The sequence below is a fragment of the Actinomadura fulvescens genome (assembly GCF_039533225.1).
GTDB lineage: Bacteria > Actinomycetota > Actinomycetes > Streptosporangiales > Streptosporangiaceae > Spirillospora > Spirillospora fulvescens.
Map to the genome: position 1 here is coordinate 28,408 of NZ_BAAATD010000020.1, position 12,725 is coordinate 41,132.

The 12,725-nt window shown below is 69.4% G+C and carries 12 protein-coding genes; 4 read left to right on the plus strand and 8 right to left on the minus strand.

The features are described 5' to 3' along the window. Window positions 1-615: 615 nt before the first annotated feature. The 3 genes from ABD333_RS43595 (at window position 616) to ABD333_RS43605 (ending at window position 4,065) form a co-directional block, all read left to right on the plus strand. Window positions 616-3,150, plus strand: a complete 2,535-nt coding sequence (locus tag ABD333_RS43595) for an MMPL family transporter (RefSeq protein WP_344548582.1) — start codon at window positions 616-618, stop codon at window positions 3,148-3,150. Between the two features lie 28 nt (window positions 3,151-3,178). After that, window positions 3,179-3,652: a LuxR C-terminal-related transcriptional regulator gene (locus ABD333_RS43600; RefSeq protein ID WP_344548584.1), complete on the plus strand. Its 474-nt coding sequence runs from the start codon at window positions 3,179-3,181 to the stop codon at window positions 3,650-3,652. Between the two features lie 116 nt (window positions 3,653-3,768). Continuing rightward, complete coding sequence (locus ABD333_RS43605) at window positions 3,769-4,065, plus strand: MTH1187 family thiamine-binding protein (protein ID WP_344548586.1); 297 nt, start codon at window positions 3,769-3,771, stop codon at window positions 4,063-4,065. 274 nt (window positions 4,066-4,339) lie between these two features. Here ABD333_RS43605 and ABD333_RS43610 read toward each other — a convergent pair whose 3' ends face one another. The 8 genes from ABD333_RS43610 to ABD333_RS43645 form a co-directional block, all read right to left on the minus strand. Then, window positions 4,340-4,651, minus strand: coding sequence for a transposase (locus ABD333_RS43610; protein ID WP_344548588.1), 312 nt, complete (start codon window positions 4,649-4,651; stop codon window positions 4,340-4,342). Between the two features lie 102 nt (window positions 4,652-4,753). Continuing rightward, on the minus strand, window positions 4,754-5,851 hold the full coding sequence (locus tag ABD333_RS43615) for a sensor histidine kinase (protein ID WP_344548590.1): 1,098 nt from the start codon (window positions 5,849-5,851) through the stop codon (window positions 4,754-4,756). 10 nt (window positions 5,852-5,861) lie between these two features. Continuing rightward, window positions 5,862-6,557 carry a response regulator transcription factor gene (locus ABD333_RS43620; protein ID WP_344548592.1) on the minus strand — a complete coding sequence of 232 codons (696 nt, stop codon included), beginning with the start codon at window positions 6,555-6,557 and terminating at the stop codon, window positions 5,862-5,864. 127 nt (window positions 6,558-6,684) lie between these two features. Next, entirely contained in the window at window positions 6,685-7,668 is a 984-nt protein-coding gene (locus tag ABD333_RS43625) for a D-alanine--D-alanine ligase family protein (protein ID WP_344548594.1), read from the minus strand. Beyond that, window positions 7,665-8,792, minus strand: coding sequence for an alanine racemase (alr, locus tag ABD333_RS43630; protein WP_344548596.1), 1,128 nt, complete (start codon window positions 8,790-8,792; stop codon window positions 7,665-7,667). The genes ABD333_RS43625 and alr overlap by 4 nt, the downstream gene beginning before the upstream one ends. Then, window positions 8,789-9,445, minus strand: a complete 657-nt coding sequence (locus ABD333_RS43635; protein WP_344548598.1) for a M15 family metallopeptidase — start codon at window positions 9,443-9,445, stop codon at window positions 8,789-8,791. Before ABD333_RS43635 ends, alr begins: the two co-directional genes overlap by 4 nt. A gap of 1,105 nt (window positions 9,446-10,550) precedes the next feature. Next, window positions 10,551-11,516 (minus strand): esterase/lipase family protein, encoded by a 966-nt coding sequence (locus ABD333_RS43640; protein WP_344548600.1) that lies wholly within the window; start codon window positions 11,514-11,516, stop codon window positions 10,551-10,553. 342 nt (window positions 11,517-11,858) lie between these two features. Next, the gene (locus ABD333_RS43645) at window positions 11,859-12,092 is read right to left on the minus strand and encodes a hypothetical protein (RefSeq protein WP_344548602.1); all 234 of its coding nucleotides are present in this window, start codon (window positions 12,090-12,092) and stop codon (window positions 11,859-11,861) included. A gap of 346 nt (window positions 12,093-12,438) precedes the next feature. Between ABD333_RS43645 and ABD333_RS43650 the strand changes: the two genes are divergently transcribed. Further along, entirely contained in the window at window positions 12,439-12,723 is a 285-nt protein-coding gene (locus tag ABD333_RS43650) for a hypothetical protein (RefSeq protein WP_344548604.1), read from the plus strand. Window positions 12,724-12,725 lie beyond the last annotated feature (2 nt).

Here is a 12,725-nt window from a genome sequence, read left to right on the forward strand (position 1 = left end):
GACGCGCCGCCAAGGCCATCCACAGGATGTCGCGGGTGCCGGCAGACCCAGCCTCAGCTCCGCAAGCGCGCCCCTATGCGAACCGCTTTATTCCGCTGGGACCACAATCGCGGGAAATGCCAGAGCAATGCTCCATCGAACGCCGGCTCCGCAAAGTGGCCTAACCCAATCCCGGATTCCCTACGTCGTCCGATGACCCAATTGCTCGCTCATATCCGCTCAACCCCGGCATTGCCTGCTTATTACGGAGAGTCAAGTTTTGATTTCGTAAGGTAATGGTATGTGAAGGGGTGCGTCACGCCCGGGTTCGGATCGTCAGTTCTTGGGCTGCGCATGTCCCGGCCGGCATCGACGCCAAGGAACACCGATGACCACCCCCCACTCCAGGCGGCCGGCGAGCCGGACCAGGCCCTCGCCATGGACCGGACACCCGCTCCGTCCGGCGACGGACCGGCCCGCACGCAAGGCCGACCACCTCGTTCTCCAGCACATCGACCAAGGCCTCCACCAGCTCACCGACCAACCCGTTCATCGGCACACCGTTGAGCACCCCCACCAACACACCGCCCCGCGCGGCCCTCGGTGTGCTGTTGGCGGGCAGAGTGGTGGGTGCGGGTGAGCCGTCTTCGCCGTCGGGTGGGGCATGGCACCTCGCTGTCGTGCTATCCCGGCGGACTGGCCGGTTACGCGCGCTGGTGCGGGACCCATCGCCGGCGGCTGCTCGCCATCGGGCTCGTGCTGGGCGCCGTGCTGGGGCTGGTCTCGCTCGGGCTCGACAACCAGCTGTCCAACGGCGGGGTCGTCGCCGGCGGCATCGAGTCCACGAGAGCCGAGGCGGTGCTGGCAAAGCGCTTCGGCGCCGGCCCCGCCGACCTGGTGCTCCGGGTGACCGCGAACGACAAGGTCGACTCGCCCGAGGCGAGCAAAGCCGGTGTCAGGTTGAGCCGCTGGATCGCCGCGCAGGAGAACGTGAGGAGCGTCCAGTCCTACTGGATCTCCCTGGACCCGGTCCTGCGGTCCTCCGACCAACGCTCGGCGGTGATCCAGGCGGACCTTCCGGGCAGTGACGCCGACGCGGCACGGGCGGCCGAAAACCTGGTGCCACGCATAGCCGAACAGGCACGGCCGTTGCGCGTGACGGTCAGCGGAGCCGCGTGGGCCTCCGTGGAAGCGCTGCAGATGGCCAAACGAGATCTGCACCGAGCCGAACTCCTGAGCACGCCCCTGCTGGCCCTCATCTTGCTGCTGGCCTTCCGGTCGGCCTACGCGGCGCTCCTGCCGGTGCTGATCGGAGGACTGACGTTCGTCGCCACGATGGCCGCGCTCCGGCTGACCAGTCACGTGACGCTGGTCTCGGTGTACGCGCCGAACGTCGCGATCGGGCTGAGCCTCGGGCTGGCGATCGATTACAGCCTGTTCATCACCACGCGGTTCCGCGACGAGCTCAGACGCGGCGCCGCGGTCGAGGAGGCGTTGCAGCGGTCGATGATGACCGCGGGCCGCACCGTGCTCTTCTCCGGCCTCACGGTGGCCACGGCCACGGCCGGGCTGCTGGTCATCCCGGTCGGCGTGGTGCGGTCGCTGGCATGGACCACCATTCTCGTGGTCATCATGGGGGTCGTCTCCACCATGCTCGTCCAGCCCGCGATGCTGGCGACGGTCGGCGAGCGCATCAACCGGGGCGACCCGGTGGGGTGGCTACGCGGCCGGTCCGCGCGTCGGCGTTCCCCCGCCGACGTGAGAACGCACCGCGAGCCGCCATCGCGCCAGGCGCGTACGCGCCGGGCTCGGTCGCAGAGGAAAGACGACCGCGACGACGAACACGCCCTCTGGCATCGCATCGCGACACTGGCCACGCGGCGGCCGGTGTCGATGAGCGCGGTCTGCGTGGTGGTGCTGGGCCTGCTGGCTATCCCCTTCGCGCACATCCGGTTCGGCATGGCCGATGAACGTGTGCTGCCCACGTCCGCTGAGGCGCACGTCACCAATGTCGGCCTCAACCGCGACTTCTCCCTGCCCATCGAGCGCGACTTCTTCATCGTCCTGCCGCGCACCGACGCCGCCCGTGACGCCTCCTGCAAGAAGGTCGCCGCATACGCCGAACGGCTGGCCGCCGTTCCCGAGGTGGTCGCGGTACGGACCGTGACCGGCATCTACCGTGGCACCACCGGCGCCAGGGCGGGGCAAAAGGCCGAGCTGCCGAAGAAGGCACCGCGGGAGCAACGGTTCGGCTGCGGCGACGCCGCGCACGTGACAGGACCTCGGGCACCGGACCCGGCGAAGGTACGGGACGTCATGCTCGCGCGCCGCCACACCGCCGGCGGCGCGACGCTGGTAGTCGTGTCGGGGCCCCACGGCGTCCAGAGCGCGGGCGCCCGCCGCATGCTCGAACGGATCCGCGCAGTGCCCGCCCCCGGCGAACGCCTGATCGCCGGCCGGACCCCGCAGGCGATCAACAGCCTCGCGGTGATACGCGGGCAGCTGCCGCTGGCCGGAGTGCTGGTCATGGGCGCGGTGCTGGTGCTGCTGTTCCTGTTCACCGGCGGCCTGCTGGTGTCGGTCAAGGCGCTGGTGGTGGGCGCCATCAGTTTGACCGCCAGCTGCGGCGCCATCGTCGCCATCTTCCAGGACGGGCATCTGCGCTCGCTGCTGGGTGGCTTCACGGTGATGAACCAGGTCGAGCTGATGTCGCTGATCTTCACTGTCACGGTGGCGTTCGGGGTGTCGATCGACTACGAGGTGTTCCTGCTGTCGCGGATCAAGGAGTACTACCGGGCCGGCGGCGACCACACCGCCGCCGTGGTCCGGGGCATCGCCAGTACCGGCCGGCTGGTCACCGTCGCCGCGGTGGCGGTGGCGGTGTCGATGGGTTTCCTGGCCGTCTCCGGCCTCCAGCTGCTGAAGATCATCGGCTTCGGTCTGGCGTTGGGCGTGCTGGTCGACGCCACCATCGTGCGTGGCCTGCTCGTACCGGCCGTCATGCGGCTGACTGGCCCGGCCAACTGGTGGGCTCCGCGCCCGCTGGCCCGGTTGCACGAACGCGCCGGGCTGTCCGAGGCGGACCTGACCGAGCCTCGGCCGCACCGGCTCGCGCGAATGCTGGCGCTGCTGCGTGCTCCCGGACCATCCGGCGGCACCCACGTTCCCTAGTTCACCCCCAGTACAAGGAGTTGAGACCATGGACGCAGCCGACCCGGCCGCCAAGCCCACCTCCGCCGGACCATGGGGACTGACCGCGCACCCCGGCGAGCAGCCGGACCTGGAAACCATGATCGCCATGGCCCACCGCGTACTCTCCCTGCAGATGAAGCTGCTACGGCAACTGGAACAGGCCAGAAACTCCATCGACGGCCGCCCTCCGGCACCGACCCCGATGCCCGAGCAGCCGGAGCCGCTCGCCGAGCTGATCCACCAAGACGGCGGCGACCTGTGGCTCACCAGCCAGCAACGCAAGGTGCTGGCGCTGATCGGCCAGGGCATGTCCAACCGGCGCATCGCCAGAACGCTGGGCATCGCCGAGAACACGGTCAAGAACTACGTCCACGCGATATTCCAGAAGCTGGGCCTGCAATGCCGGGTCGAAGCCGCCCTGTACGCCCAACGCCACGGCCTGGTGGCAGACGAGCCCCACCACCTCCGCCCACCGGGCTGATGCACCCCCGGCGGGCACGCACCGTCCTCAAAGCCCCGCAGTACGAAAACGCTGGCTGAACCTAGCATCAAAGCTGTGCTCGGCTTCGAGCGCCTAACCGACCTGAGGAGTCCAAGATGCTCGTTGCCTTCTCCATAACCCCCCTCGGAATCGGCGAAGAGGTCGGCGAGGCCGTGGCCGAGGCCGTCCGCGTCGTGAGGGCGAGCGGCCTGCCAAACCGGACCGACCCCATGTTCACCACCATCGAGGGCGACTGGGACGAGGTCATGACCGTGATCAAGCAGGCCGTTGACGCCGTGGCGGAACGTAGTCCACGTGTCGGACTGACACTCAAGGCCGACCTCCGGCCCGGAGTGACGGACGGACTGACCTCGAAGGTCGAGACCGTAAACCGCCACCTCGCGGAAAGCTGACTTAGCATGCGTTGATTCCGTGGCACCAGCATCTCGGCGCCACGACGCGCATGGGACCGGTGTCCAGCAATCGGAAAACCAACTGACGAGTGCCAGCACAGAACGGAGTCAGCCTTCCGCGCCTTTGCCAGCCACATCGAGCCCTTCCCTGACCCGTCCCTAATCGCTACACCAGCTCCGTTAGAGCCGGAAATCGCACGGATGCACGCCTCATCGCGGGGGCGGCGGGGGGTTACAGGGCGTTTGGTCCCTTGGAGTCGGTTTGGTTTGTGGGTCAGGTGCCGCGCCAGGTGGGTGTTGATTGGCCGGTGAGGCGTCGGCTCATGAGGTCGATGGCGGCGAGGTGGATCATGGCTTCGGAGCGGGCGGGCAGGGCTTGGTAGTCGCGGACCAGGCAGTGGTGCTGCATCAGCCAGCCGAAGGTGGGTTCGATGACCCAGCGGCGGGGTTGGACGACGAATCGCCTGGTGGTGGGGTCGCTGGTCGGGTGCGCGGCGGCGGGGCCAAGGAGGGTCGCCGTTGACTGGTCGACTGTGAGCGGACGGGTGGGGCGTGCTCTGGAGCCGGTACGGCGTCGTTGGAGCAACGTTGGGTGAACGTCGTGGGGGCAAGCCGTTGCGGGTGCGGCCGCTGGCGGCGGGATTTTGGATGCCTGCGGCTGCCGCTGGGTGGAGTCCCTGAAGACGATCTAGTGGGTCCCGTTCGGGGACGATCCGTGCGGTGTGCGGGGAAGCCGGATCGTGACAAGGAGACCGCCGGTGGGGCGGGGTGTGAGGTCGAGGGTTCCGTCGTGTGCTCGGACGATGCTGTGCACGATGGCCAGCCCGAGGCCGACGCCGGCGTGTTCGTCGGTGCGTGTGCGTTGTGTTCCGCGTTGGAAGGGTTCGGTGAGGGTCGGTATGAGTTCCGACGGGACCCGAGGGCCGGTGTTCTCGACCCGCAGCACGCTGGTGTCGTGCTGCGATTCGGTGTGGACCGTGACGGTGCCGCCGGTGGGGAGGTTGTGGACGATGGCGTTCTGGACGAGGTTGGTCGCCATCCGCAGGATGAGCGCCGCGGAGCCGACGGTCTGTGTCGTCTCGCCGGTGACGTCGAGCGTGATCTGGCGCCGCTCGGCGAGGGGAAGCAGCGTTTCGGCGGTCTCTTCGGCGATCAGGGACAGGTCGACCAGCTCGCGGGGGAAGCTCCCTCGGTCGGCGCGGCTGAGCAGCAGGAGGGCCTCGGTGAGGTCGATCGCCCGCGTGTTGACAATGTGGAGGCGTTCGATGAGTTCGCCCTGGTCCCGCGCCGTGTCGTTGCGGATGACGTCCAGGAGTGTCTTCGAGATCGCCAGCGGGGTGCGCAGCTCGTGGGAGGCGTTGGCGGCGAACCTTTGCTGTTCGGCGATGTGGGATTGCAGTTGGTCGAGCATGGAGTCGAAGGCGTCGGCGAGTTCGCGAAACTCATCTGTGCGGCCCGGTAGCCGGATTCGGTGGGCGAGCGATCCGTTCGCGGCCATGCGTGTTGCGTCCGTTATGCGAGTCAGCGGTGCGAGCATCCAGCCGGCGAGGATCCACCCTCCCCCGAGGCCGAACACAAGCAGGAACGCCAGCACTACGGTTGCCGCTGGGACGAAGACGACTGGGCCGAAGCTGCCTGGGGCGAAGACGCGCTGGAAATCGGAGAGGCGGGGAACGGGAAAACCGTAGTCTCGCAGAAGGAACATCCACACGGCGGCGAGCAGCAGTGCACCCGCGAGCATGAGGAAGCCGGCGTAGCTGAGGGTGAGTCTGAGGCGAACGCTCAAACCTGGGGCTCTATCCACGGTCTCCTCCCTCACGCCCGGTGTCCGGTTGAGCGTCGATGCGGTAGCCGACGCCGGGCACCGTGGCGATCAGCCATGGTTCGCCGAGTCGTTTGCGCAGGGCGGAGACGGTGATGCGGACGGCGTTGGTGAAGGGGTCGGCGTTGGCGTCCCAGGCCCGTTCCAGGAGTTCTTCGGCGCTGACGACACCGCCTCGCGCGGCGACGAGGACTTCGAGCACGGCGAACTGCTTGCGGGTGAGCGCGACGTAGCGTCCGTCGCGGTAGACCTCCCGCCGGAAGGGGTCCAGCCGCAGGCCCGCGATCTCGCGGACCGGGGGTCGGGCGTGCGCGCGTCTGCGGTCCAGCGCCCTTAGCCGCAGGACGAGCTCGCGAAGCTCGAACGGTTTGGTGAGGTAGTCGTCGGCGCCGAGCTCGAACCCCGAGGCCTTGTCGTCGATCCGGTCGGCGGCGGTGAGCATGAGGATCGGGGTGCCGCTGCCGGAGGCGACGATGTGCCGGGCGATCTCGTCGCCGGAGGGGCCGGGGATGTCGCGGTCCAGGACCGCGAGGTCGTAGGAGTTGGTGCCGAGTAGTTCCAGGGCGGTGTCGCCGTCGGCGGCGATGTCGGCGGCGATCGCCTCCAGCCGCAGACCGTCACGGACGGCTTCGGCCAGGTAGGGCTCGTCCTCCACGATCAGCACGCGCATACCTGAAGGTTAAGCCGCACGGCATATCGCCGACATATGCAAACCGGACCCGCGCCCCCGGCACGGTGGCCGCGATCTCCTCTGCTTTTCACGACGTCTGCCCAGCCTTCTCGGGCGGGTCATGGCCTCACACGCTCAGCGCCCGGGCTCGGGGTTCGGGCATGGTGGCGGCGTCGACCAGGCGCTCGACCAGCTGCTCGTAGGGCAGTCCGGCTGCGGCGAACATTCTGGGTACCTGGGAGGCGGCGGCCATTCCGGGCATGGTGTTGACTTCGTTGAGGACGGGCCCGTGGTCGGTGAGGAAGAAGTCGACGCGGGCGACACCGGCACAGCCGATCGCGTCGAACATCCGCAGTGCCGCGCCGGTCAGGGCTGCCTGGTCCGCGCTGTCGATGTCGGCGGGCACGCTGAACCGGGCTGAACCGTCGTACTTGGACCGGGTGTCGAACAGGCCGCCGGCGTGGATCTCCAGCGGCGGTGCCGCCCAGCGGCGGCCATCGGCCTCACGCAGGACGGCCACATCGATCTCCCGGCCCGCGACGACGTCCTCGATCAGGATCCGGTCGTCGAATCGCGCCGCGGCGCGGAGCGCGGCGCGCAACTGGATGGCGTCGCGGGCCAAGGCGACACCGAAACTCGACCCGGCCGAGGCCGGCTTCACCACCACATCCCTCGCGAACTCGATGTCGGCGATCTCTGCCGCCGCCACCAGCCGGCCGGGAGCAGTGCGGAGCCCGACGGCCTCGGCCACGAGCTTGGTCGCCCACTTGTCCATGCCGAGCGCTCCGGCGCGCAGGCCCGAGCCTGCCATCGGCGTGTGGGCGAGGGCGCACAGTGCCGCGAGGGTCCCGTCCTCGCCGGCCGGGCCGTGGACCGCGGGGAAGACGACGTCGGCACGTTCGATGGCGCTCAGTGCCGCCGCCAGGGAATCGGCGGCCCGCGACCCGAGCGCGTCCGCGCCCCGCCTCCATGTCCCGTCGCGGTCGATGGTGAGCTCGTCGACGTCGAATCCGCTGGAACGCAGCGCCCGTGCGACCGCTGTGGCAGTGGCCAGGGAGACCTCGTGCTCGGCGTTCTCTCCGCCGCCGATCACCACTATCCGCCGTGTCATGCGATGCTCCTTTTCACGCGCGGCCCGATGCCGGTGACGATGGTGTGCGGGATGGTCGCGGCCCAGCGAGCCCAGTCCCCGATGGTCGGGGTCGCTTCCCCGTCCGGGCCGAACAGGGTCGCGGACGTGCCGACCGGGAAGGACTGGGCGCCGGTATCGATCACGATCTGGTCCATCGAGACCCGTCCGACGACCGGGAAGCGGCGCCCACGGACCTCGACGCCGGCCTGGGGCGAGAGCTCTCGCGGAATCCCATCGGCGTACCCGACGGGGAGGACGCTCAGATGGGTGGCACGATCGGTGACATGCGCGCCGGCGTAACCGACCGGCGTGCCGGCCGGTACCGCCGTCGTGTGCACGATCGGTGCGGTCAGCCGGGACGCGCCGTGCATCTCCACGGTCCCGGACGGATCGATACCGACCAGTCCCGCCCCGACGCGGACCATGCCGAAATGGGTCGCCCGGTCGGTCAGCGTCCCCGACGTGGCCGCGAGATGGGCAAGCGGCGATCTCAGCCCCGCCGCCCGGACCGCCTGCCACGCCTCCTGCATGCCGACGACCGCCGGCGCGTTCGCCGCGGGATCGGCCTGGTCGGCCCGCGGAAGGTGCCCCATCACACCCACGACGCGGACCCTCCGGGCCTGTTGACCACGCCAAGCCAGAGCGATCAGTTCGTCCCACTGCCCGCGGGGGCAGCCGCCACGGGACATTCCGGTGTCCACATGGAGATGAACCCGCACCGTCGACGCGGCCTGCGCAAGAAGCGCGTCGAGCTCGGCCACCGACCCGACCGCGACATCGGCCCCGGCGGCCGCCGCCGCGTCGGCATCGATCCCGGAGGGGTGCAGCCAGGTGAGGATCGGCACCGCCAGCCCCGCGGCGCGCAACGCCGAAGCCTCCGCGACACTGGTCGTCCCGAGCCACCCGGCCCCGGCGGCGACGGCGGCCCTGGCGACGGTGACGGCGCCGTGGCCGTAACCGTCGGCCTTGACCACGGCCATGATCATGCTCTGCGTCCGTGCACGGATCCTGGCCACGTTCGCGGTCACCGCCAGAGGCAGCGTCTGCAAGGTCGGCGGTCGAAAAGTCGCTCGGTGCTGGAGCGCGATCGAGACCTCGCTCACGGCCGCGTCCCGGGGGGCTCAGCCGGATCCGCGAACATCGGTCGGCGACCGTCCTCATCGGGACGCAGGTCGTGACGCCACGACTCATCGCCATGGATCAGTCCGTACGCGGCGCGGCGCTCAGGCCGCCGAGCCGCGGCATCCGGATGCGGCAGAGGGACCGGCTTGACCGTGCGGTACTCGAAGTGCCACCACTCGTTGTCGTAGACGCGGTAGAGCCCGTACCGTCCGCCGTGCCGTTCGAGCCACTGCGCGCCCTCGGTCGGCCGGACGTCGAGCGCGAGGCCCCGCACGTGGTTGGACTCCTCGGGCGGCAGCACCCGGCGGCGTGCCGCCGACACCGAGCCGGTGCGCCGCACCTCCTCGGTGAAGATCCGGTGCTGTTCGGCGGCGTCGCGATGTCCCGAGGTGAGGCCGATCAGCTGCCCGTCGCGCCAGAACGCCTCGGCCCGCGCGTGCGTGAACGCCGTCAGCGTTTCCGGCGCCAGCCCGCGGAGATCCTCGGCGGGGAAGCGCAGGCTCAACGCCCACTGGCAGGCCAGGAAGCGGGCGCGGCCGGGTGCGCGGCAGAAGGCGACCGGCACCAGCAGCACCGCGACGAGCCGGGTGACCATCGCCAGGGCGCGAGCCCTGTTGCCCACGGGTTCATTCACCACAGCTCACCGCCGAAGAGTCAGGCCGTGGGCAGAGCCCTCGGCCGTCCGGAGGCGAACGGCGCGCGAGGCGGGCATCAGGCAAGGCCGGCGATCGCTGCACCGAGGATCGCCAGACTGACGAGCCCAATCCTGCGCGTACGACGGGGTGGTGCTGACAGTGATGCGGTGGTCCATGTCTCCACTGAAGACGGGAGACTGTTGCGGTGGCGTATGCGGTTTTCGATACACCCGCGATACACGCATTTCCCGGCATCAAGGAATGGCGCACGCCGGCAGTGAGATGGTCCCGCCGCCGGTGATTCCGAGCTACTGCAGGTGCTGGACGACTCGTCCTAAGCACCTTCCACGATCCAGGGGGCCGCCGGGGCCTTCACACCGTAATAGCCCGACGGGCATGGCCGAGGGGTTTACGGCCGAGGGATTGCGGTGCGGGGGATTGCGGGCCGGGGGATTGCGGGCCGGGGTTGTGCGAGCGCGGGGTTGTGCGAGCGCGGGGTTGTGCGAGCGCGGGGTTGTGCGGGCGCGGGGTTGTGCGGGCGCGGGGTTGTGCGAGCGCGGGGTTGTGCGAGCGCGGGGTTGTGCGGGCGCGGGGTTAGCGGGCGCGGGGTTAGCGAGCGCGGGGTTAGCGGGCGCGGGGTTAGCGAGCGCGGGGTTAGCGGGCGCGGGGTTAGCGAGCGCGGGGTTAGCGAGCGCGGGGTTAGCGAGCGCGGGGTTAGCGAGCGCGGGGTTAGCGAGCGCGGGGTTAGCGAGCGCGGGGTTAGCGAGCGCGGGGTTAGCGAGCGCGGGGTTGTGCGGGCGCGGAAGGTGCGGGCGCGGAGTTAGCGAGCGCGGAGTTAGCGAGCGCGGAGTTAGCGAGCGCGGAGTTGCGAGCGCGGAGGGTGCGAGCGCGGAAGGTGCGAGCGCGGAAGGTGCGAGCGCGGAAGGTGCGAGCGCGGAAGGTGCGAGCGCGGAAGGTGCGAGCGCGGAGGTTGCGAGCGCGGAGGTTGCGAGCGCGGAGGTTGCGAGCGCGGGGTTGCGAGCGGGGGGTTGTGCGGGGGCGGGGGTGGCCCCCGTCGCTTGGGTGGGCGACGGGGGCCGCGGTTGGTTTATCTGGGGAACGTGGTCATTCGCTGAGCGGGGGGCCTACGACGGGGGCGAAGGGCTGGCAGGTGGCGACGCGGCCTGTGTGGGTGTCGGCGCGCTTCGGGTCCAGGGCGTTCTTGACGTAGTGCAGAGCCCGGGGGTCGTAGGTGATGCCCAGGTGGTCGGTGAGGTCCACCTCGCATCCGTCCTGCAGCTCTACGTTGTGGACCGTCGCGCCGGGGCCGGCCGACAGGTACGTCTGCCGGGGGGGCGTGGCGACCTGGTCGTAGCGGGTGCCGACCGCGGTGTAGGCCACGCCGGGCTGGGTGTCGCCGCCCCGGTTGAGGGTCAGCAGCATGCGTGACCCCGTGCCCTGCTGGATTGCCGCCGTGCTGATGACTCGTCCGACCTGCTTGCGGATTCCCAGCATGTCCACGAGCGACATGATGCCCATGACGCTCGTGCCGTGGTTCGTGCCCGCCAGCGAGACAAGCCGGGCCACCTTGTTGCGCTTGGGGTTGTCGGGATTGGTGCCGCCTTCGTATTTCAGATACCAGCGGGGCATCATGCCGCCCTGGGAGTGCCCGACGATGGCGGCCTGGAGAGCGCCGGTTGCCGCAAGGACACGGTCGATGAAATCACGCAGAGTCCGCGCGGACCGGCGGATGTCGTCGGTGGCCTTAACGGGGTTGCCGCGGCGCGCGCCATAGTTGAGGGCGTAGACGCAATAACCCTCCCTCTTCAAGGCCGGGGCCATATAAGCCCACGCGCCGTAGGCGTTGGCGAAGGTGCCGTGTACCAGGACCACTGGTTCGGGATGGGCGGCAGAGGGCACGCACGACCAGTCGTTGGCACCGGGCGGCGACTGCTCGGGAGCCAGCATCGAAAAGGCCAGAGCCGTCGGGAACGTCGTCGTCAGACTCGGCCCCGGCGGCTGTGCCGGCTTGGCGTCGGCCCTTGCCGCCTGGGGCACGGCCAGAGAACCGGTGAACACCGACGCGGCCATCACCGCCGCCGGCAATGCCGCGCTTAGCGCGCGACATGAAATAAACATAGGGAACGCCCCTCGAAGTTGACTTCTTTTTGGACGTCCTGGACCTTAGCAATAACGTTGACCATCGAACAGGCGGAAAGAGTTTTCTCCATATCCGCCCGAGAGGGAGTAAATGCGCGCCCTGGGGATTTGCCCGGAAGACGATAATCTGTACGGCTAAATGCCGCTGGCGGACGTGGGTTCAGGCATACGAAAGCCCCATGTCCGGCTTGGTGGGCCGTTCATGGGGCTGACGAACCGTTCGGCAGCGGGATGGTCAAGCCGCCCGGGGGTGTGGGTTCAGCGAGTACGGGGTCAGTGGCCGGGCAGCGGCTCGGTGTCGCTCGGGGTCCCGGGGCAGGCGGGGATGCTCCACGGAGGCACGGGGATTCCTCCCGCCCCGTTGGGAACGGCGATGGGCACGATGAGGGCAGTGTCGGTACAGGGGGCGGCGGGGGGCGTGTCGGCCATGGCGACAGGGGTGAACGCGAGCAGCGCGGCGCTGAAGGCGACGCCCGTCGTCATGGCACGAACGAGATTCTGCGTCATCGTCCAAGAATAACGAGGAGTTATAGGAAGTGACGATGAGTAGTTTCGGGCCGTTCGCCGCTGCGGCGTCATCCCTAGACGGCTGCTCGGGCGCGGGTCCAGAGGGAAGTTGGTGCCGGTCAGAACGTACTCAGTGCCGCCTCCCCCGATGGGCGGGGGGACATTTCGCCCTCAATGGCGCCAGATCACACCAATGCCGCGACCACCCGATCTCTCGCCATCAGACTTACAGTATGGCCTTGTTTGGCTACTGATAGTCACGGGAATGGGTCGCGCGTGAACAAGGAGGGCCCGGCGTGTCCGAGCCCGCTGGCCGTTCCAACCTCCCGCCCGTGAAGGAGCGTCCATGCCCCCCGCCCCCCGGCGCACCGTCCGCAGGGCCGCCATGCTCCTGGCGGCCACCGCCCTGGTGACAGCGGCCCCCGTTGCGGCCCCCGCGGCGACCGCCGCTCCCGCCCATGCCAAACCACGTCCGAAGGTGTACTGGCATTACGTCGGCTCCTTCCCCAACTTCATGGCCTGCAACGGCACCGGGCACTGGCTCGTAATGCTCGGCAACGCTCGTGACTATCGGTGCCTCGACAGCCGGGACGGGTCAGACCTGTACGCGATGTCCGGTCCGAGGCTCTGACC